Raw genomic sequence first — 19,229 nt, forward strand, 5'->3', positions numbered from 1 at the left:
GTGTCGATGCAAGTGGACCGTTCATGCACTCTAGGAGGGGGCATCCCGGAGTCGCCTCTTCGCCTGTACCGTGGTATAGGTCAAGCAACCGAAGCGCCGTTGCCCGGTGTCCCTTGGATGCAGGGTCTGCCGACGCGATTCGAAGTACGATTCTTTACGCCTGCTCAAACGATTTTTGACTGAAGGCCGAAACCATTCCAACTGAGCAAGGACATCTATTTCGACCGTGCACTCTGGCGATGCGTCCTTCAGGCATTCGTCTCAACAAACGGAGACTGACAATCAAGATTTTGATAACTTTGACTTCGCACAACATACCGGGAAACACCGGCATACCAACCGGCTTCTGGCTCGAAAAGTTAACGGCCCCTACTTCGCGTTCACGGACGGCGGGGCAGACGTCGCCGTGGTGTCGGTCAAGGGCGGTCAACCACCGATCGATCCCCAAAGCGACGAGCCCCGCAGCCAGACCGATTTGATGGGGCGCCTCAAACAAGACCCTACAGCCCGGGAGATCCTCGCCAATGCTGTCAAGCTCAACGCCGAAGCTTCCCAGTTCCAGGCAGAGCGCGCGCGTTTCGAGCAGCGCTGCATGGTGCGTCCAAGATGGCCCGCCGGATCCGGTTGACTGAGGGAATGCTAGTGTGACCGTGGTTTCCGTACCATGCCCCTGTCAGAAAGTCAGGCCCGTCTCGTGTGCCACCACCATAAAACGGGGGGCACGACGGCCGCCGCGGGACGCAAGCAGGGTGACACCAGGTTTTATGTCAAAAAACGCGCAACGATATTCGGTAAGGCGGCTTTAAGCTCATCAGCGTCCCAGGCGTTCGTGTCGTTGAGAACGAGCGTTTTCAAGCCCTTCAGCACTTCCACGTCCTGAATAGGGGTATGCGAAGGCTCGAGCGTGCGTAGTGTAGTGAGGCCCTTCAAGGCTTTGATGTGCCGGATCCCAGTATGGCCAAGATAAAGTGTCTCCAGTTCGTCCAAATCCTTCAGCGCATCGATGTTTTCGACGTTGGTGCTGTGGAGAACAAGTACTTGCAGTCGAAGTAGGCCCTTCAAGGCACCAATGTTGGCGACCTTGATGCGATCGAGAATGAGCACTCGTAATTGAATCAGGTCCTTCAGCGCGTCGATGCTCTCGACATTGGTTTTCTGTCTTGTCGCCGAGACGTCCGCCGCTTGCCCCCTGCCGACGTCAGTTTTAGCATAACGAAATGAAAAAACACATCCACGCAGATCCAGACAAGCAAGCGTGCGGCCGGTTCGTGGTGAGAGCACTTTCACGGAGAGCGACACTACGCTCCCCCTCCTGCTAAGCCGCGTCCGCCAGCATCGACTGACGGCAGTTGTCCGCGGCACACCTGCACGCATATTGGGCCCGAGCTTCTTCATCCGAAGGATCGTCAATGGCCAGCAAATATTCAATGAACAGTTCTTCGCCTGCGTCGATCGGCCGGAGTGTGTGAATGAAAATCCGATTGCCGTCTTCGATGGTTTCGCAGTTAGGCGCGCATGCGTGGTTGAGCCAACGTGCGCTGTTGCCGCCGCGGCTACCGTCAATGACGCGCCCGTCCGACAGGCCGAAGAAGAACGTATGTCCCGCGACACCTTCACGCCGGTGCCGGTGAACGGCAACCCGCCACGGCATGATTTCACCCTTGTACTCAAGCACGCGCTCGCCCGCCGCGAGCGCATGGATGGCGAACACGCCTTTGCCGTGAACTAACGACCGCCGAACGATCACGCGCCGCATATTCTTTCCTTTCCCGATGTCAGCGCGAGTATACGAGCACCAAATTTCCGCATCCAGTGTGATGGGATGCGCCGCGCTTGCCACGTTCGGGTATCGGCGTTGTATCGAAGCTGGAGAGACGAAATATTTGATTCGCAGGCAGCCCGGAATGACCGACCGATCGGTCCGCGAAGATATCCAGCTTCAAAATAGCTGGGCGCCCAGTTCCCGCAGGCTGCCCCACTTCACGGTGCAGACAAATGTCCTGCCCGTCGTATCGAGCGATTCGATCATCGCGCGCTGCCCACGCGCTTCCGCGATAACGCGCACGATGCGCGTCCGGTAGCGCAACAGCGCACCGATGGGTGGGCACAAGGTATTCCGCCGAATCCGCGATTGTTTCTTTTCCATAACCCTGGCGGCATAGATGCGCAGCAAGTTGCAGGGGCTCCGTGGATCGACGACATCGCCGTACCTGACGTTATCAGGCCGACAAAGGCTGTTCCAGGCCTTCGTCGGAGCGGTCCAGCCGTGGTGCGCCAACTGCTGGCGCGGCCTTCACGCAAATCGCGACCGCCGGCATGTCTGCGACTGGCGGCTGTCGCCCGCTGTCAGGCTCCGTTCACGGCATCCTTGAACGCCTTGCCCGCCGTGAACTTGACGGTCTTCGCGGCAGGAATCTGGATTTCGGCGCCGGTCGCCGGATTGCGGCCGACCCGCGCGGCGCGCGCGCCCGTCGAAAACGACCCGAAGCCGATCAGCTGGACACTATCGCCCTTCGTCACGGCGCCGGTGATCGCGGCGATCACCGCATCGATCGCCTCGCCCGTTGCCACCTTGCTTGCGCCGGTCGTCGCTGCGACCGCATCCACCAGTTCCTGTTTGTTCATTGCTAATTCCTCTTTGTGGTTGTGTTGTCGCCACCCTACCCGATCGGCACACCTTCACGCAATCACCACCAGTAGGTGAACCCATTCCGCGGCGACCGGACCAACTGCAGGTACACCGACCACACCACCCGCTAGCTGCGAAGCGGTCGGATGCGTGCGAATTCGCCTCGCAGGCTAAGAATTTACGGGGGCACATCATATTCAACCTGATGACTCCACATATCAGGATTGCGTTTAATGACAAACAGCGAGATCCACACCCGCTTGTCACGATGCTTCCGGGGTCGAAGGGTCAATTTCTATGGTGATAAGTCGTCACTCAATTGCGTTCAATGGCGAATCGGCGCGGTGATAACCCGCGTCATCGCCGCAAAGCTCTGAGAGACTCTCTCTTGCGCATGGATAGCAGCAAGGTAGCCCTTCCCACAAGCGCCGCTTGCTGGATCCCCGGCTGCCCGGTTTTCGGCCTTGCCGGACGTTCGTGTATCGCGGCAGAAATGGCCGTTTAGCGTACTCAATGGGTGCTGCCTCCGCCTCTAAAGAGGCGGTCAGCGGGCACACACGCTGACGATATTTGGGGCCCACCAAGAGAGAGGTGAGAGTTGCGATATATATTTCATCTATCGCAATTCCCACATTTGAGGCGTGCAATGTCCAAAGCACGGCGAACCGACCGCAAAGATAGGGCCGCAGCGGGCATAGCTGCCCTTGTGGCTGGATATCAGGCGATGGAAGGTATCGATAAAATCGGCCGGATCGTGATGGCACTGGACGCGACACGTGCTGCCGCGTCGGCGATTCTCAACGGACTGGAAGGCCTGGGCGGTGGCATCACGCAGCAGGCCAAGGCCGAGCTGACTCGCCAGGTGCGCCAGCGAATCAGCGAGCAGGAAGATCGTGTCCTTCAAGGGCTCGTCGATGCGTCGCCGGTCAGGCTGCTGACGTCTACGCGCGCCGAGATGGAGGCGAAGGCAGTCGCAGCGGTACTTGACGGAACCCCGTGGTTGACGGCTCAGACGGTCGGCAAACAGCAGAATCCGGATGCCACAAATCCGCATGCGGTGACGAGCCGTTGGAAGAAGGAGGGCAAGGTTTTTTCCATCGAGCGGGCTGGCCAGACCTTATACCCGATGTACATCTTTGACGAATTCGGAAACCCGATCCCAGAAGTCGCAGAGGTCCTGAAGGTTTTCCACGGCTACACGCCGTTCCGGATTGCGTCGTGGTTCGAATCGACGAACAGCATGCTCCGCGGCAAGCGTCCTCGTGAGGTCCTGGCAACGGCCCCCTCAGCAGTGTTCGAGGCGGCGCGGGATCATGCGGTAGGAGCAGTGCATGGGTAGTTCGAAATTTCTGGGGCGCCCTCCTCCCACGTCCTCATTCACTCTTTCAACCGTTTCGGCCCTGAAGTGGTATCGGGTTCGCCCGATCGACTCCATGACTGGGGATTACGCGCCGGACACCGCCGCGTGCGACGGCAGCGCAACTCATATATCAATCACGAGCCCCGGATCAAACGCTGGGTTTTCCCACTTCAGGTCGGCCGGTGCGCCGGCCATGTTCAGGTTCTTCGCGTACCCCCGCGGATTGGCGATCACTCGGGCGTCGCCAACCAGGTAATCGAACGAATCGTGCACATGACCGTGAATCCACACATCGGCCAGGTCCAGGATATGACGGAGGTCGCTGACAAAACCCGCATTGGCCGGATTGCTGCCATACCGCGAATGAACAGACGGTGGCGCCACACCATGATGGGTAACGACAACCGTGCGTCCCTCGAACGGTGTCATGAGTTGCTGCTCCAGCCAGGCGCAGGACTTTACATGTTCAGCACGCGCATGTTCAGGCGTGAAGAATCCGCCCTCGGCCGTACGGATCACGGTATGGTCGTACATGAAGCGGCGGGCATTTTCCATGCTGAGCTCGCGCGTTCGATACAGGTCGTAGTCGGTCCAAAGGCAGCAGCCGAGAAAGCGCACACAACCGATGATGACCTCGTCGCGCTCCAGATACCTGACCTGGGTTCCCGAGGCGAGATCACGTATCGCATCGGGCAATTGGTCGTAACGCTGACCGTACGCTTCGTGATTGCCGTGCACGTAGATCACCGGGACCGGCCAGTCGGCAAACAGCGGCACCACGCGATCATGCGAAGCGATATCACCGGCAAGCACCAATACATCTGCGGCCGCGCGGTGCACCGGCAGATAGGCTGGAAATCGCCGCTGCAACTTTTCGACATGCAGGTCTGACGCAATCTGGATGCGCATGGTTAGCTAGAGAGTTTCTGTTCCGGGATCAGCCCACTACTTTCAGCAGCCGCTACAGGGTCTGCGCACCGCGCCGCGCGGCGCGCTCCCGATAAATCCGCTTGCCCCGCGAGGCTTTGTCCGTCAGCGCGGATGGCACCGAAAACTGCCGACCCGCCGAGGTGATGAATTGCGTCACTTGCATCAGGTGACCCTCGGTCGGACCGGCTTCCGTCGCCCCGATCCGAATCTCCGTGACCGTCTCAAATGAGAACCGGCCAGAGGTACCGCGTGGCGCCACGTGCAGCACCGCGGCACCCCGAAGCACGTGTCCGCCCGACACGAACTGGGCGAGTGACTCTGCGCTCCATAAGAGATCTATCATCACAACCCGCGGTAGCCCACGGTCCCCAGTCTTTGAGAACTGAAGGATCAGCGCATCGCTCCCTGTCAACATTTCGGCGACGGACCACACCGTCGCGCCCTCCCCGGCAAGCGCTGACTGAAGCGGCAACCGGTTTCCTTCGCAAGTCAAAAACATAAAATCCCGATTCCTATCTCTTGCGGAGCATGCATCGTCGATTGAGAGCGCTCCCGTGGCAACACAGGGTCTGCAAGACGTGCCTCGTGCTGATCGTGAATTAGCGACCGTTCGCTGTCCATGTAGTCAAGGCGTGCAAAAATAATAGCAAATGAACACTATAGATTGTAGCCCTTTAGTGTTCAGAGTGAGTTCATCAGGTCCTTTATTGGGAGGACTTGCATGCGCTCCGACGCCACTTTCGGCAAGGCTTTGAAGCAACTCAGGACGATCACTAACGTTACACAGGAGGATTTTGGGCTTGTGTCGAGCCGTACCTACATCAGCACGGTCGAACGGGGTCTGAAATCACCGACACTGGGAAAGATCGAGCAGCTCGCGGAAGTATTGGGTGTCCATCCGCTCACCCTGCTGGCAGTCGCGTACATGGACAGATTCACGCCCAGGGAGGTCGAACGAACCACCACCCTGCTGCATGACCGACTTCTGGCAATCGTCAGCGAGAAGTAGCCGTGGCTCGCTTGAGCCCTCGCCGGACAACGCATACGACATCCATACTGGCTTCCAGGAACCCAATGCGCGCCAGTGCAGCAGCAGTCATTGGCCGCTGCACGATCCTCAAATAGACGACACCCTCTACCTTCTTCCACTCCCGGCGGCAGATGTCGCCCCCTTACGTTCATCAACACCCCTGCGCGCGGTGGCCTGACACCGGACGGGAGAACGATAGCTGTGGCTGCGGCTCGCGTATCATTTTTGCGTTTTCGCCGCTCCCCCTGGTTTGCCGCGCTAAGGACAGTTGTGCTATGAAAAACGCAAGCCCTTTACAGACCGCTGGCAGCATTTTCGAGATTTGAGCTGGATCGGCACCCCTCCCTATCTATTCTGGTAGAAGGTGCAGCCCTTTCGGCCTGGCTCACTTTTCAGGGGCGTGCCGATGCTGGAAAGCAATTTGATCCGACTGGCAGCCGTAGTCGGTGCTGCTGTGTGGCCTGTACGCCTTATGGTTTCGCGAGCGGAGCGCGGCAAGCCCAATGCTGCTGTCCAAGCGTTACGCCAACGCGTCACCGAGCACGAAGATAGTGTCCTGCAAGGACTCGTCGATGCGTTGCCAGTCAGGCTGCTGACACCTTCGCGAACAGAGATGGAGGCCAGGGCGGTCGCAGCGGCGCTTGACGGAACCACTTGGTTGGCGGCTCAGACGATCGGCAAACTGCAGAATCCGGATGCCACGAATCCGCATGCGGTGACAAGCTGGCGGAAGGAGGAAGGCAAGATTTTTTCCATCAAACGGGCCGGTCAGACTTGATATTCGAGGTACATCTTTGACGACCTCGGGAGACCGATCCCAGCAATCGCCGAGATCCTGCAGGTTTCTCAGGGCGTCAGGCCGTTCCGGATTGCTTCGTGGTTCGCGTCGACAAACAGCGAGCACCATGGCAAGCGTCTCCTCGAGGTCCTGAAACGGATCCCGCTGCGATGCTGGAGGCCAAGCTGGAGCACTGCATGGGTAGTTCGCCCTCCTCCCACGTTGCTATTCGAGCGAGGCCGGCTTGCCGGCGCAACGGCTGAATTGAACCAGTAGCAGCAAATATCTGCGTCAATCCGCCCCGATCATCGAAAGCGTCTCATTGATTCTGGATATGGTGGCGATCGACGTGGCGTTACCCGACCGCGGAAAGAACGAGTCGACCAGAATATCCGCTGGCAGGACAATGACGCCATGTTGAATTCCGTCGGACACACACCCTGCCAGCACGGCCAGATCGTCTGGCGAACAGATGAAATCCGGGCGACGCAGGTACCCATCAGCAATATACTGCGTCGACAGATCGTAGATCCCCCGAAATGCCGCCACTACAAATGCTCGACATGCGACACGCAGGCGCGAGTTTCCAATCATGGCAGGCGCAAACGCGTAATCACGAAGTACGATGCCCTGCAACGGGGCATTCCAGGAGAGAAAATATGGCTCCTCAAATGACCTGCGCAGCATGATGAGCGCCAGGCGTTCGGTTCGCCAACCGGACAAGGCGGCCATATCCTGACCGTCGAATTCAAGGTAACCGGGTGCGCCAGTTGCTGGCGCCCGCTCTGAGACGAGGCGGGTCAGTAGTCTTATGGTGGCCAGATAGGCCATTCGCACTGCACCCCACGACAATAATTCCCGTTTGATTGGAACTTCGCATCTCCGCGGACGCGCCAATCGAATATCCCATGATCGAAGCGTCACGGCCTGCCCATCGGTCAAGGCGTACATACGGGGATACGGCGTAATCAGGCGGATGGCACCGGCAAGTGTGCGAGCTTTGATCGTCGAGAAGCAGGTATGTCGACGCTTCCTGTTTGGTACATCGAGAAATAGCAGTTGCGGAGCGGCATAAAACAGCCAGTGCTGCAGCGGAGCGAATACCGCGTCCACAGCCTCGGACTGCCGAAAAAACTCTGTCTGCTCACGCAGGTTACATCGAGTGCCGGAGAAAGGCACCCCGCAATCCGCGCAGATGTAGGGGTTCGAAAATAGTCGTTTGGTGACCCGATACAAGCCGGGCACCGCGCCACAGTTCACGCAGCGATCTTGTAGCGGGCAGCCGTGCAGTGGGCATGCCGCCAATGCCGAAAGCTGGAACCAGATCGAGTGGAATCCACGGCACATACACACCGGACAGAAACGCAATTGTGCGCTCCAGATTACGGATCTAAGTCCACTCAGCGAACTCAGCAGTCGCGGCTCCGGAGAACACCATTGCCATCCAAGCTCTCCCCATGCCCCGTCGGACGGCCGATCCATGCCATAGAGGTCAAAGTCGTGGAGTGAGCCAGACGTTCTACCTAACAGTGACAAGACGTGCTTCAGCGGGAGCATGTTCCATGACGCGAGGCGCAGCAGGACCCCCAGGGTTGACTCGGATGCGAACGGTTGGCAAGCGGTGCCAACCAGCGTACCTGACTTCATGCTCGCCCCAAGCAATGTCGTGACATGACCTTTTCATCCCGCCCCCAATCTCCGGGGCTGGCGCGCTCGCCCACCGCCTCAGCAGTGATGTCGTACAGGCACGCGTAACCGGTCATCCGCAAGTATTTCGCGGCGCGCAACCGCCGTCGCGTAACGAGCGGTGCAACACGATCTCTGGACGTCGTACAGGCTCCCACGCAGCTCAAGGTTACATTTTGAACACTATAGATTGTAGCTCGATCGTGTTCATCCGATGACATTGTTCCTTTTTGAACATGAGCCGAACGTATGCTGTCACGTCATGGCCTCGCGCGGGCGCTGAGGGCCGCCCGAAGGACGCGCGGAGTGTCTCAGGAGCAACTGGATGTGACGAGCAGGACATACATGAGCCAGCTCGAGCGTGGTCGCCAAACGCCCACCCTGGAAAAACTTGACGCGATTGCTACCGCCATTGGGATTCATCCGCTCAGCCTGGTGATATACGCATACTCGTGCGGTCAGACCGACAGTGAAACTGCCGAGGTCCAGAAGCGTGTCGGGGATGAATTGGCCCGACTCCGGATGTACGACTCAGAAGTGTCATGACCAACAGGCATGTCGCCGCGGGAGAGCATCATGCTGCTCGCAGCTCTGGATCTACCCTTCAGTGATGATTTCCACGATACCGAACGTTTTATAGCGCGGATTGAATCCGAAGTCGCGTCGAAGGAATTTGACGTCCTCGTGCTGCCGGCGCAGCCATACGCACGGTCGCCCGGTATGCATCATTCACAGATGCAGCGGGAAAGTCAGACCCATGTACTCGTCAACTGGATCTGCGCAATCAGCCGTCAAAAGCGTGCGCTGGTTGTATGCGGCACCAGTGAGTGGACGAAGGAGCCCGCACTGTATAGGACAGCGCTAGCGTCCTACGACGGTCGCCTTGTTGCGCGGCACGTCATGTGGCCTGACAAGGTCGCCTTCCACCGAACGCGGTCGTTTAGCGACTTTTCTACCCCTGTTTGCACGCCCATGTGCACGGCCGCCATCCTGCTCGACGCAGATCTGGTGGGCCCGCTATCGCTCGCTGCGTTATGCCAGAACGACGTATCCATCTGCCTTGTATCCAGCCTTTGGTCAAACAGCCCGCTGGTGGACATTGCAGGGGACGTGGCGGCAAGGTTTGGGCTGTTCGTGGTGCTCGCCGGTTGCACGCCCCGCCAACCTGAGGAGCCCAACAACGGTGGCAGCGTGATCGTTTCGCCGATGGGCAACGTGATTGCAGGGAGGCCCGGTGATTGCAGGCTGCTGCTAGTGGAGGTGCCTGACGTTCACGGGTGGACGAACACCAGTGAACGCGACAGTCACAGGTTGCCCACAATAGCGCTGACCCAGGCAGACGACTGGCCTTTCATCCGGCGCAACAACCTTCGGGAAAGGGACGGTTTTTATTGCCCGTGAAGCTCGCAGCGATCTAGTTAGCGCCGGGACGTTTCTCCGCCGCCACGCGGCGCTCGACCAGCAAATCACGGTGTATCAGTTCCATGGCCCACGCCGACGGGAACCGGGACGAACAGAACCGCCCAGAAGACATCTTTTCGACGGGCTGGAAAACAACTTCGGAGGTATTTCCGAGCCGGTATGACTGCGCCATGCGGCGCCCCCAAAGTGCATCACGGCGCACCAGTTCAAAGGCATCTGACAATCGGAGCGGTGATGGATCGAACCGTTCCAGTGGCATGTTTTCGATGGGGGGAAAAGCGATCGCGCCGATGGAGGGCTCCCAAACCCGCTTGATGTGCCAACATGCCAGAGTCGGGCCATATTTCACAACGCGGTCCGCAATCGGACATCCCGATTTCACCCACCAGTAGTAAGCAGCAAAGCGACCAAGTACCATGGCCCGAACCGATTCCGCCTGTAAATTCTGGCTGTCGAATGGCTGAAACCATGATGCCTCCCGAAAAAGGTCTGGAATGCCGTCGATCGCCGCGGAGAGCCCCCATGTGCCCGCCGATTCGGCGTCGTATCGCATCAGCATGAAGGCAAGAACCTCGGGCGGCCATGCATCACTGCGGGGCACATTTCTACTATCAAAAAGCTCGGGGCGGTCGCCGGCATGCAGACACTGCGGATAACGATGCATGAGCCATTTCTTCAACCTCCAGACTGTTTCGCTGTAAATCAGATACCATTCCCGGCCCTGGAGGCGATTCCCGCGTTGAACGGGCCATACGAGCCAGGTTAGTGCTGGCTTGCCCGGTGTGTTCCTCTGATACGCAGCCTGGATGTCGGCCACGATCTGCCAACCCATGAGACCATCCGGCCACCAGAGATTGACGGATTCATACGGAAACCTGCGGCCCAGGAATTTCAAGGAATCGAGTCCTGCGTGCAGGCGCAGCAATGCCCGCTCGCTTGAAGCAAAGGTAGTACGCAAACGCCCCCCGTTCTCCCGAAACCGGATATGGTCGCCGACTGCCAGAGGCTTTCCCGACAGGCTGTTGCGGCAATGGTGGCATACGAAATTGCAGACTGCAGCGGTCGACAGGGTGTACGTCCCAAGGGGCTGGTGGCAGGTTGGACAGGCATCACGCAATGGGCCGCCATGAAGGGGGCACACAGCCATCCCCATGAACTGATGCCAGGTGCTGTGGTACATTCCACTGACGCACTCGTCGCAGGTTCGCAGTCGGCTGGAAAAGAAGAACGGACGGCTCCATCGCGGCCAGTCATCAGCGACGGTCGGCGTCGGCTCAAGGCTCCAGCCCATGTGGAAAAAAATGCGCTCGAGCATCTCGTTGTCCTGCGCCAAAATCCCTTTGCTGTAACTCGATTTAGACAACCCGGCCAAATGCTGGAACTTCGTCCCGGACATCTGATTCAGCCACACGGTCCGCGCGACCATGCTGAACGGCGATTCGTGGGGTAGCGGAGGCAGATGCCGTCCGACGTACGTGCCTGTTTGGCTCATGGCCGCCACCTCTACCCCAGACCTGCTGAACTTACGCCCGGCAGATAAGCGATCCCGATGCCCATGACGATCCTGACGGCCTCTGCCCAACTATCGGGTGGTATTTCAAATTCGGGTGAGTCAAGGGATGCCGCCATTGCAAGAACCTGCCGCACCACGTCGAACAGGTCGCGCACCGGGAACCTGCCCGTCGGGACCTGGCTCACAACCCCGGCGTGCAAGGCTGGCGCCTGAGATGTCAACCGAAACCCACCGCGGTAGGCCAGGGGCAGCAAGGCCTCGGTCCACGTAGTCGGATTAGGGTGGCCGACAAGCAGTGTGTCGATTTCGGCCAGGACAGCGGTGTAGTCCTCGATTCCCTCCAGAAAACGAAGATAATGGACAGAGCCAAAAACTGATCGGAGCTCGGTCACGTGAAGTGACCCGGCCAGTTGGGACATTCGGGTCACGAACGGATCGAGCAGTGCGCCGCTGATAGTGAAAGGTCGGATCCCGTGTAACCGCAGTCCGTCATGCAGGTCAAGCAATGTCTCGCACACGACCTCGTTTACGTACTCCGCGTTGTGGAGGATCACAACCGATAGAGGAGCACCCGAGATCAGCGCTTTCTCCTCCTGCAGGTTCAGCAGGCGCTGAAGCTGTGCTATGCGGCTGCCCCCGACTACCGAATGCCCAGCTGACACCAGCAGGCTGGACAGCACTGCGCTTGGTGTCGTCAATGCGTGTCGCGACAGGACGTGTTCAATCACGGCCAGGCGAGGAAATTCCTGGGACAGGTACCCACGCATCATCTTGAGCACCCCTCGGCGCCCCATTCCCGGGTCACCCAGCACGCAGAATCCCGCAATGCCGTCCAGCATGCGCCGCTTGCCCGCATGGTATGCCTCCACGCCCGGAGGTGTCCGTATGTTTGGCTCGCCAAACAGGGGATGGGTCAAGACCCTTTCCTCAGGGCTCCTGTCTTCAGTCCAAACGGCCGGCCCGGGTGCTTCCGGGGTTCCGGAAATCGGGTTACGTCCGGTATCCCGGACAGCGGCTCCGGGGTGATCATTCATGCTCCCCTCCCCGTCTCCCTGAAGATGTACTGCCCGAGGGAGACCACGATCCGAGCGCCGATTCCCGGGGTCCCGATCCTCGCACCACGACCAGCGCAGTCGTTTTCGGCGTGTTCCACGCGCGAAGCGCCGGTTCCTGCTCGCGGCTGGGGGACGTTGACGCAGCATCAACGGTCGGGCTAGGCATGGCCACCTGCATGGCCACACGGTCCGCGTGCAACGCGCGATCCTGATTCGCGCGCGCTTGCCCGAGCGCATCGGGATCGGGTTTCTGCTTGCGCTTGCCTTTCCTGTCCGTCCGTACCTTGGCCGCGGCGGCTTCCTGTATGATCAGGGCCCTCTGTCGGCTCCCGCTGCGACGCAGGTTGATCGCATCACGCACGCTGATGAGCATGTCCTGCTGGCGGTCCGGAACAAGTCTGCCGAGCGATTTCCCCCCGACGATGCCGGCGTCGCAAAGCCGCACGTCATAGCGTCTGATGCGGCCTTCGACTTGCACCAGTTGCCCCCTGGAACGCAGGAGCTCAGTTTCCTGTTCAAGCGCCCCACCGACATATCGACGGCGAAGCTCCTGAACATACGGACGAACGCCTTTCTTCAGATTGCCCCGCACGGGCCGGATAAAGAAGTAATCCAGCAGACGACTGTTTTCAACGGTCTCACGCGGTAACGGGGCGACAATCAGCCCGGCACCAGACTGTCGCAGTACATTGGTCAGCGCAGAGACGGGCGAAGAAAAATTTAACCGTTCGGTAGGCGACGTATTGTGATCCCGGCATGATTCGTCCAGGGCAAGCCGCAGGTTGCCCAGGCCCACGGTGGACTCGGGACTCGTGGCCTTGCCAGTCAGCCGGGCAATATTGCCAATGACACGTTCGACGACGGCGCGCGTCACCCAGGTGTAGGTTGGACCAAAGTTGACTGCCGCGCCAAACTGATAGACCGCCGCGCGAATAAAGGCATCAGACAGATTGGCCCAGGCATTGTCGACTCTCAATACGTCGATTCTTGTCCCTCGCAACGCGGGAACCAGTTCACCCGCAAAGCAGGGCCCCGGATCCATCGGACCGCCGCCGGCGAAGTCGGAACGCCGGTATTGTTCCGGATGCACAAACCGGTCGAGACACTCAAGGGCACTGTCGGTGCTGGGCGTGATCTCCAACGTCGGAAAGCCCGACAGTACGCTGGAAAACAGCTCGTCTACTAAAACAGCGTAGTACCACTTTGGTAGGGGAATTTCAAAACTGTCGCCATATCGATTCGGATAACTGATCTTTGACAACTTGTCGGTCCGCCAGTAATCGAGCTGGGCGAACGATCCGGGCCGCAGAGGCCGGATGATCCGGCGCAGTCCACGTCCGGTATGCTTCGCCCGCTTTTCTGACGATTCACCGTGATAGATTCGGGTAAATCTCAGCAGATGCTGGTCCGCCAGGCGCCGCACGTGCCGGGCAACGGCGTCCCGCCCCCGATCTGCATTCGTCAGCGGATAGTCCTCGGGACCCACTCCCAACTGGCCCAGGTACTGGATAACGCGATGGTGAATGTCGTCGATGTCCAGGTCGCGCCCTTCCTGCGGCGCGTCGCCCCCCAGCACAAAGGTGCGGATGAACGCGTCCAGTCCCTCGACCCGGGCGAGCAGCCGGGTCCACTGGTGACTGCCTGCACCGGCCGCCACCTCTTTGCTGTCGGTAGCCCTGGCTTTCGCACTTCCCAGACGTTTGCCGCGAATCAGCGCGTAGTACCCATGGATGCCGCCCGGGCACGGTGTCACGCATCGCAACACGAGGCGCCGCACTTCACCCTCCGATACCGAGTGCGCCTCGCAAATCGCTTGATAGGTCCTGCCTCGCCGGTAGTCATCGACAATAGTCTTGCACTTGTTGTACCGCGGCCGGTCTGCGTCAGGGACCTCACGGTGCTCAGGCGTCGGCCATTTGGTCCTCACATACGCGCCCGGAATCAGACGGCGCGGCGGTAGCGGTTCAAGCGCGTCCCCCTCAGGCGTATCCGGTTCGGGCAATGATCCTGGCCGCCCTCTCGCATCCGTGGTCAACGTGCCGGGCAAAGCCGGCCTGCTGGTCGTTGAGTGACCTTCACCTGTCCCGATCACCGACTGGGGTGACAACAACTGGGTTTCCAGGTCTGCGCTCAACGTGCCGTCCGCGAGCAGTAGCGCCAGCGCCGCGCGCAGTAAGGCCGGATCGTGATCCGGTATCGACTCGATTTCCTCGACAGTGGTCGTGGCCTGCACGGCAAACTTCTTCAGGAGCGCGTGGCAGGTCGCCGAGTGATCATAATCCCGCGCCGCAGTGATGGCCCCCGACAGCATCAGGGCGTTATCGAACAGGTATCGGGACTTCCCGATATCCTCGCCAGTGATCAGCCGCCCACGGGTACCCTCAGGAATCGGCGCACACCAATCCGCGGGCGGAACGTTGCGGCGGCAGTACCACAATTCCCTATGGCCATCCGCAAACCGCACGGCGACGTCGGCCGCCGATTCCGGATCATCGCTGCTGGCTGTTGCCGCCGAACCGTCGTACGAGACTACATCTGGTCGTAATTCAAGCATGACGACACTTGCGAACAGGACGTCGCTTTCAATAAGGAGGAGGCTGTTCAGTTTGTTCGAATGGAAATACCAGTAATTCGCGCTCGAATCGCGATCTTCCCGCAGCGGGCGGGCCACACTGTCGCCCGTCCGGACAAAGCCGGCGGGCAGTATGCGCAGGCGAGGCATTTCTGCTCCTGAACAGGTCTGCGCAGAGAAAACAGGTCTCTTGACTTTTCTGCAGAAAAGTCGAGAATAGTTCTGAACGCAGACGAGAGGCCACGGATGTTCAGATCCGCAAACGGCCGATGGGTTACGTTGTGCTGGCTGATGCTCTCCTTCGAGTAGCGGCCGATAAAAACCGGCTCTTTACGAGCCGGTTTTTTGTTGGCGATTTCTAAAAATAGAATGGTCGCCATCAATTTTCAACGAGCTTTTCAAAAATCCCGTGAATGCCGGGGCTTAATTCACAATACAGTGATAATGTCGCTTACGCGGTGTCGAGGGGAAACTGGTATCCACTACTCCGCTTGCTTTCTCTCTTGCTTAAAGCCCCAGCAACACTCCAACCATATATATTTGCGAGTCTGAAAGCGCCTTCATCCCAACTACATATATTTTCTCCACCGGAAAAAACGTACATCCCAACCGCATGGATTTGCACCTTTCCCCGAGTAGATCGCAGTCAGGAAGCAGAAATTGTGAGGTAGAAATCTGAACGGTTTATTTGCCCTGCTTGCCGCAAAGTCCTGACGTAGCTAGTCCAGTACGCACACACATTTGGTCCGGAGCACTACAGGATCACCATGACGATGTGTGAGCTGGACAGGTTCAAGGTCATCCAGGCGGTGGCGGACGATCTGCTCAAACCGTGGCGCGCTGCACAGCGGCTCGGCCTGACGACGCGACAGATACGACGGCTGGTCGCGCGCCTGCGTGAAGATGGCCCGGCGGGTCTGGTGTCCGGCCGATGCGCGAAGCCGAGCAACAACCGGCTCGATGCCGGCACCGCGGCTCGCGCGCTGGCGATCATTCGCGAGCGCTATGCCGATTTTGGCCCGACGCTGGCGTGCGAGAAGCTGCGTGAATGCCATGGGCTGCGGCTGGCCAAGGAAACCGTCAGGCGACTCATGACCGATGCCGGCCTGTGGATTCCGAGGCGTCAGCGGCCGCCGAAGATCCATCAGTTGCGCAGTCGTCGGGCCTGCGTGGGCGAGCTGGTGCAGATCGATGGCAGCGATCACCGGTGGTTTGAGGAACGCGCGCCGGCGTGCACGCTGCTGGTGTTCATCGACGATGTGACCAGCCGGCTGATGGTGCTGCATTTCACGGCGACCGAGTCGACCTTCAGTTACTTCGAGGCGACGCGCGGGTATCTGGAGCGCTACGGCAAGCCGGTCGCGCTGTACAGCGACAAGGCGAGCGTGTTCCGGCCGACGCACACGCAGACCGGTGAGCGCGGCGTCACGCACTTTGGCCGTGCGATGTACGAGCTGAACATTGACACGTGGTGCGCGAACAGCAGATCCGCCAAGGGGCGCGTCGAACGCGCCCACCTGACGCTGCAGGACCGGCTGGTGAAGGAACTGCGGCTGCGCGGCACCAGTACCACTGACGCCGCGAACGCATATGCGCCCGCCTTCATCGCGTCGTATAACGCGCACTTTGCGCCCCCCCCCGAAGAGCGCGTTCGACGCGCACCGGCCATTGCGTGACGATGAGGATCTGGACGCGATCCTGACCTGGCGCGAACTGCCGCGCGTGACGAAGTCGCTGACGGTACAGTACGACCGGGTGATGTACCTGCTGGAGGACACACCGGCGAACCGCAAACTCATCCACCGGTATATCGACGTCTGGGAGTATCCGGACGGCCGCATCGAGGTGAGGGCGAACGGCACTGCCCTTCCCTGCGTGCCGTACGACCGGCTCGCGGAAATCGATCAGGGCGCGGTCGTTGAACATAAGCGCCTGGATCACGCGCTGCAGGTCGCGCAGGCGATCCAGGCGCAACGCGACAACCGGCGCGCATCGGGTTCGCCGTCACGCACGAATCGTGGCGAGGCGGCTCAGCACGGCCAGCGCCCGCCGGGCACTAAGAAGCAGCGCGAGTTCACGCAGGCCGATGTTGATGGCGTGATTGTGCAGCTGGCGCAACGCAATCAGCCAAAGCAGCCGCGCAAACCTGGCCGTCGGTCTGCAGGATCCGGCTGAACGGACTGACACGCCCTGCCCGTTCACACGCTGTCCTTCAACGCTGCGTGAGATTGAAACCGTTAAAGACAGAGTCAAACCCAACGTCAAAACCCGACATTTCTACTTTGCTGCCGCTACGACACTTCAGAATGGCCTCGACATTGGCTGTATCTTTCTCTTCTTATTTGCGCCAACGGGACCGTCGGAGGCATCTCCCTTTGGTAAGGGGGGCTCAGCATATCGAGATGGATAACCACATCCACGCCGATGCGGATAATGCCATCGTTCGGCTGCCTCGTAACAAGATCGCTTTCCACGGGAGTGGCGCTGCCCTCTCCTACCTGGACAACTGGCCGCTCACGCTGCGTCCGCCAGCATCGACTGACGGCGGCCCGATGCCGCACACCGGCAGGCGTACTGGGTCCGAGCCTCTTCACTCGCAGGATCGTCAATCGCCAGCAGATATTCAATGAACAGTTCTTCCCCGGGCTCGATTGCCCGCAGCGTATCAATGAATATGCGTCCCTCGTCCTTGATGGTCTCGCAGTTGGGCGCGCAAGCGTGATTGAGCCAGCGCGCGCTATTGCCGTCACGGCTGCCGTCGATCACACGCCCATCCGACAACCCGAAAAGAAACGTATGTCCTTCGACGCCTTCACGCTGGTGACGACGCACCGCATTTCGCCATGAAGTGACTTCACCTTTGTATTCAAGCACGCGCTCGCCGGCGGTAGGCGACTAGCCTGTAACCCCTTTGGCGCTTGGCTCTCTGGCAATTGCTACGGTGGCGGGGTGGACAAATATTTTTTCGAAACAGCCGCTTCCGCACGATTGGACGACGGAGCGCATCAGGTCATCCTGGCAAGATTGCCTTGCTTCGCCATCACCTTCTTATTGCGACAGAACCGGCCGTGACGGTGTTGCCGCAGCAGTTGCGCCAGCAAACGCACCGTCTCCTGCTGGGCCTCCTGCGGCAGGTGCGTCCACTGTGGCATCTTCGGAAAAGGATGAAACAGGTCGAGTTGAGCGCCCGGTTGCGGGCTGGTCTGGCGTCGCATCAGCACCTCCTGTACGGAGCAAAGGATGGTGCTCGGCTTGAACCATATCGCTCTGCCCGGCAGCAGGCGCCTGCGCCAGTAGGTACTCCAGTTCCCTCAATGCTCGAGAGCTGACGGCGGGAGACGTTGCCAAAGTAATGCGACAGCAGGCAGCATGACTGCCCCGGACGTTCCACTTAAAAATCTCAGAAGACTGTCCGAACGGGTGAGGCCACCTCTATCCTCCTGCTCTGTTCCTCGGACGCGGCGGCGGATTCGCCAACGAGATCCGATAACTGCGCCCATTTACCCGACAAAGCCACGTCAGTGAATGCAAAGGATGCGTTGTCCACCCCAAAGCACGCTAATTCACAGCTAAGAATCAACATATATAGTTGCTCTGGTGTGCTACAGACAACCTGATAGTGGAGATTATTAAGATGATCGGAAATGCGAAGACGTTATTGAAGTACGTGGTAAAGCCTGCTTGTACCGTGTGCGCTATTATTGGATTTACTTGCGCGCAAGCGGCTACTTGCCCAGACATCGCGAAGCTTTCCACTACCACCTCCCAGGGCCACTCAATGATTTCCGGTGTCAACGCCGACGGCTTTGCTTGGATGGGGCCTGGTAGGAAAATCCCTACGGCATTTGAGGGGGCTTTTTTAGTATCAACCAAAAACGCTGCTGAAAGGGCCTTCGGGTTGTCCACTCCATATTGTGTGTATGGCACGGCGGGTGTGCAAAACAAGACGGTCCTTACACCAAAGGATAACGTTGTTGCTCTTCCCCAGGGACCACAGTGGACTTCCGGTACAGAGCCTTTAGCTCTTGCGGTAGGTACAAAATATTGTGCGTCGACGAATCCAGCCGACTGTAATGCAATTATGCAGATTTACGTTCCTATTCCTGACAACAAAACTTCACAAAGAGCCTTGGATGACGCTCGCGTCTCTCCATTTTGACGGTCAATTGGTTGTATATGAACGCGTCCCGATTGCGCTAGTGTTTTGTGTGTTTCGACATCGACAGAATGGGTTGCAGCTGTATATCGGGCCTT

19 protein-coding genes and 1 pseudogene are annotated in these 19,229 nt (G+C 59.1%); 8 read left to right on the forward strand and 12 right to left on the reverse strand.

The window, feature by feature from the left end; all coding sequences use genetic code 11:
* Window positions 1-226: 226 nt before the first annotated feature.
* On the forward strand, window positions 227-628 hold the full coding sequence (locus tag KHO30_RS15525; RefSeq protein WP_211701500.1) for a type 1 glutamine amidotransferase family protein: 402 nt from the start codon (window positions 227-229) through the stop codon (window positions 626-628).
* 134 nt (window positions 629-762) lie between these two features.
* Here the strand turns inward: KHO30_RS15525 and KHO30_RS15530 are convergent, their stop codons facing one another.
* From KHO30_RS15530 to KHO30_RS15545, 4 genes are all read right to left on the reverse strand, one after another.
* Window positions 763-1,299 (reverse strand): leucine-rich repeat domain-containing protein, encoded by a 537-nt coding sequence (locus KHO30_RS15530; protein WP_211701501.1) that lies wholly within the window; start codon window positions 1,297-1,299, stop codon window positions 763-765.
* A gap of 16 nt (window positions 1,300-1,315) precedes the next feature.
* On the reverse strand, window positions 1,316-1,756 hold the full coding sequence (locus KHO30_RS15535) for an SET domain-containing protein (RefSeq protein WP_200659624.1): 441 nt from the start codon (window positions 1,754-1,756) through the stop codon (window positions 1,316-1,318).
* A gap of 183 nt (window positions 1,757-1,939) precedes the next feature.
* Complete coding sequence (locus tag KHO30_RS15540) at window positions 1,940-2,173, reverse strand: hypothetical protein (protein ID WP_342345964.1); 234 nt, start codon at window positions 2,171-2,173, stop codon at window positions 1,940-1,942.
* A 173-nt stretch (window positions 2,174-2,346) separates the two neighbouring features.
* Entirely contained in the window at window positions 2,347-2,625 is a 279-nt protein-coding gene (locus tag KHO30_RS15545; RefSeq protein WP_200659500.1) for an HU family DNA-binding protein, read from the reverse strand.
* Window positions 2,626-3,353: 728 nt separating this feature from the next.
* On the opposite strand from KHO30_RS15545, the gene KHO30_RS15550 reads away from it, so the two are divergent.
* Window positions 3,354-3,968: a hypothetical protein gene (locus tag KHO30_RS15550; protein ID WP_211701502.1), complete on the forward strand. Its 615-nt coding sequence runs from the start codon at window positions 3,354-3,356 to the stop codon at window positions 3,966-3,968.
* 144 nt (window positions 3,969-4,112) lie between these two features.
* Here KHO30_RS15550 and KHO30_RS15555 read toward each other — a convergent pair whose 3' ends face one another.
* Together KHO30_RS15555 and KHO30_RS15560 are read right to left on the reverse strand one after the other, a co-directional pair.
* A complete protein-coding gene (locus tag KHO30_RS15555; RefSeq protein WP_200659502.1) occupies window positions 4,113-4,898 on the reverse strand; it encodes a metallophosphoesterase in 786 nt (261 codons plus the stop codon).
* A 52-nt stretch (window positions 4,899-4,950) separates the two neighbouring features.
* Window positions 4,951-5,262 carry a hypothetical protein gene (locus KHO30_RS15560; RefSeq protein WP_211701503.1) on the reverse strand — a complete coding sequence of 104 codons (312 nt, stop codon included), beginning with the start codon at window positions 5,260-5,262 and terminating at the stop codon, window positions 4,951-4,953.
* 378 nt (window positions 5,263-5,640) lie between these two features.
* On the opposite strand from KHO30_RS15560, the gene KHO30_RS15565 reads away from it, so the two are divergent.
* Both KHO30_RS15565 and KHO30_RS15570 read left to right on the forward strand, forming a co-directional pair.
* Window positions 5,641-5,928, forward strand: coding sequence for a helix-turn-helix domain-containing protein (locus tag KHO30_RS15565; protein WP_211701504.1), 288 nt, complete (start codon window positions 5,641-5,643; stop codon window positions 5,926-5,928).
* A 427-nt stretch (window positions 5,929-6,355) separates the two neighbouring features.
* The gene (locus KHO30_RS15570) at window positions 6,356-6,727 is read left to right on the forward strand and encodes a hypothetical protein (RefSeq protein WP_211701505.1); all 372 of its coding nucleotides are present in this window, start codon (window positions 6,356-6,358) and stop codon (window positions 6,725-6,727) included.
* A gap of 291 nt (window positions 6,728-7,018) precedes the next feature.
* Here the strand turns inward: KHO30_RS15570 and KHO30_RS15575 are convergent, their stop codons facing one another.
* On the reverse strand, window positions 7,019-8,095 hold the full coding sequence (locus KHO30_RS15575; protein ID WP_244864051.1) for a TniQ family protein: 1,077 nt from the start codon (window positions 8,093-8,095) through the stop codon (window positions 7,019-7,021).
* Between the two features lie 567 nt (window positions 8,096-8,662).
* Here KHO30_RS15575 and KHO30_RS15580 point away from each other — a divergent pair.
* Complete coding sequence (locus tag KHO30_RS15580) at window positions 8,663-8,959, forward strand: helix-turn-helix domain-containing protein (RefSeq protein ID WP_200659509.1); 297 nt, start codon at window positions 8,663-8,665, stop codon at window positions 8,957-8,959.
* A 30-nt stretch (window positions 8,960-8,989) separates the two neighbouring features.
* Entirely contained in the window at window positions 8,990-9,814 is an 825-nt protein-coding gene (locus KHO30_RS15585) for a carbon-nitrogen hydrolase family protein (RefSeq protein ID WP_211701507.1), read from the forward strand.
* A 13-nt stretch (window positions 9,815-9,827) separates the two neighbouring features.
* On the opposite strand, the gene KHO30_RS15590 is transcribed toward KHO30_RS15585, so the two are convergent.
* From KHO30_RS15590 to KHO30_RS15600, 3 genes are all read right to left on the reverse strand, one after another.
* Window positions 9,828-11,327 (reverse strand): hypothetical protein, encoded by a 1,500-nt coding sequence (locus KHO30_RS15590; RefSeq protein ID WP_211701508.1) that lies wholly within the window; start codon window positions 11,325-11,327, stop codon window positions 9,828-9,830.
* 11 nt (window positions 11,328-11,338) lie between these two features.
* Window positions 11,339-12,265 (reverse strand): hypothetical protein, encoded by a 927-nt coding sequence (locus tag KHO30_RS15595; RefSeq protein WP_211701509.1) that lies wholly within the window; start codon window positions 12,263-12,265, stop codon window positions 11,339-11,341.
* A gap of 109 nt (window positions 12,266-12,374) precedes the next feature.
* Window positions 12,375-15,125, reverse strand: coding sequence for a hypothetical protein (locus KHO30_RS15600; protein ID WP_211701510.1), 2,751 nt, complete (start codon window positions 15,123-15,125; stop codon window positions 12,375-12,377).
* A 617-nt stretch (window positions 15,126-15,742) separates the two neighbouring features.
* On the opposite strand from KHO30_RS15600, the pseudogene KHO30_RS15605 reads away from it, so the two are divergent.
* Window positions 15,743-17,150: pseudogene (locus tag KHO30_RS15605) on the forward strand (ISNCY family transposase).
* A gap of 339 nt (window positions 17,151-17,489) precedes the next feature.
* On the opposite strand, the gene KHO30_RS15610 reads toward KHO30_RS15605, so the two are convergent.
* Together KHO30_RS15610 and KHO30_RS15615 are read right to left on the reverse strand one after the other, a co-directional pair.
* Complete coding sequence (locus KHO30_RS15610) at window positions 17,490-17,849, reverse strand: SET domain-containing protein (protein ID WP_211701511.1); 360 nt, start codon at window positions 17,847-17,849, stop codon at window positions 17,490-17,492.
* Between the two features lie 131 nt (window positions 17,850-17,980).
* Complete coding sequence (locus tag KHO30_RS15615; RefSeq protein WP_211701512.1) at window positions 17,981-18,190, reverse strand: hypothetical protein; 210 nt, start codon at window positions 18,188-18,190, stop codon at window positions 17,981-17,983.
* A 419-nt stretch (window positions 18,191-18,609) separates the two neighbouring features.
* Between KHO30_RS15615 and KHO30_RS15620 the strand changes: the two genes are divergently transcribed.
* Window positions 18,610-19,134 (forward strand): hypothetical protein, encoded by a 525-nt coding sequence (locus tag KHO30_RS15620; RefSeq protein WP_211701513.1) that lies wholly within the window; start codon window positions 18,610-18,612, stop codon window positions 19,132-19,134.
* Window positions 19,135-19,229 lie beyond the last annotated feature (95 nt).

The organism is Paraburkholderia aspalathi (genome assembly GCF_905220735.1).
Lineage (GTDB): Bacteria > Pseudomonadota > Gammaproteobacteria > Burkholderiales > Burkholderiaceae > Paraburkholderia > Paraburkholderia aspalathi.

Bases quoted from the DNA above. Each gene is read 5' to 3' on its own strand.
- KHO30_RS15550 (WP_211701502.1), top strand. From the start codon at position 3,354: ATGGAAGGTATCGATAAAATCGGCCGGATCGTGATGGCACTGGACGCG.
- KHO30_RS15565 (WP_211701504.1), top strand. From the start codon at position 5,641: ATGCGCTCCGACGCCACTTTCGGCAAGGCTTTGAAGCAACTCAGGACG.
- KHO30_RS15600 (WP_211701510.1), bottom strand. From the start codon at position 15,125: ATGCCTCGCCTGCGCATACTGCCCGCCGGCTTTGTCCGGACGGGCGAC.
- KHO30_RS15590 (WP_211701508.1), bottom strand. From the start codon at position 11,327: ATGAGCCAAACAGGCACGTACGTCGGACGGCATCTGCCTCCGCTACCC.
- KHO30_RS15570 (WP_211701505.1), top strand. From the start codon at position 6,356: ATGCTGGAAAGCAATTTGATCCGACTGGCAGCCGTAGTCGGTGCTGCT.
- KHO30_RS15555 (WP_200659502.1), bottom strand. From the start codon at position 4,898: ATGCGCATCCAGATTGCGTCAGACCTGCATGTCGAAAAGTTGCAGCGG.
- KHO30_RS15585 (WP_211701507.1), top strand. From the start codon at position 8,990: ATGCTGCTCGCAGCTCTGGATCTACCCTTCAGTGATGATTTCCACGAT.
- KHO30_RS15545 (WP_200659500.1), bottom strand. From the start codon at position 2,625: ATGAACAAACAGGAACTGGTGGATGCGGTCGCAGCGACGACCGGCGCA.
- KHO30_RS15535 (WP_200659624.1), bottom strand. From the start codon at position 1,756: ATGCGGCGCGTGATCGTTCGGCGGTCGTTAGTTCACGGCAAAGGCGTG.
- KHO30_RS15615 (WP_211701512.1), bottom strand. From the start codon at position 18,190: ATGCGACGCCAGACCAGCCCGCAACCGGGCGCTCAACTCGACCTGTTT.
- KHO30_RS15580 (WP_200659509.1), top strand. From the start codon at position 8,663: ATGCTGTCACGTCATGGCCTCGCGCGGGCGCTGAGGGCCGCCCGAAGG.
- KHO30_RS15560 (WP_211701503.1), bottom strand. From the start codon at position 5,262: ATGATAGATCTCTTATGGAGCGCAGAGTCACTCGCCCAGTTCGTGTCG.
- KHO30_RS15620 (WP_211701513.1), top strand. From the start codon at position 18,610: ATGATCGGAAATGCGAAGACGTTATTGAAGTACGTGGTAAAGCCTGCT.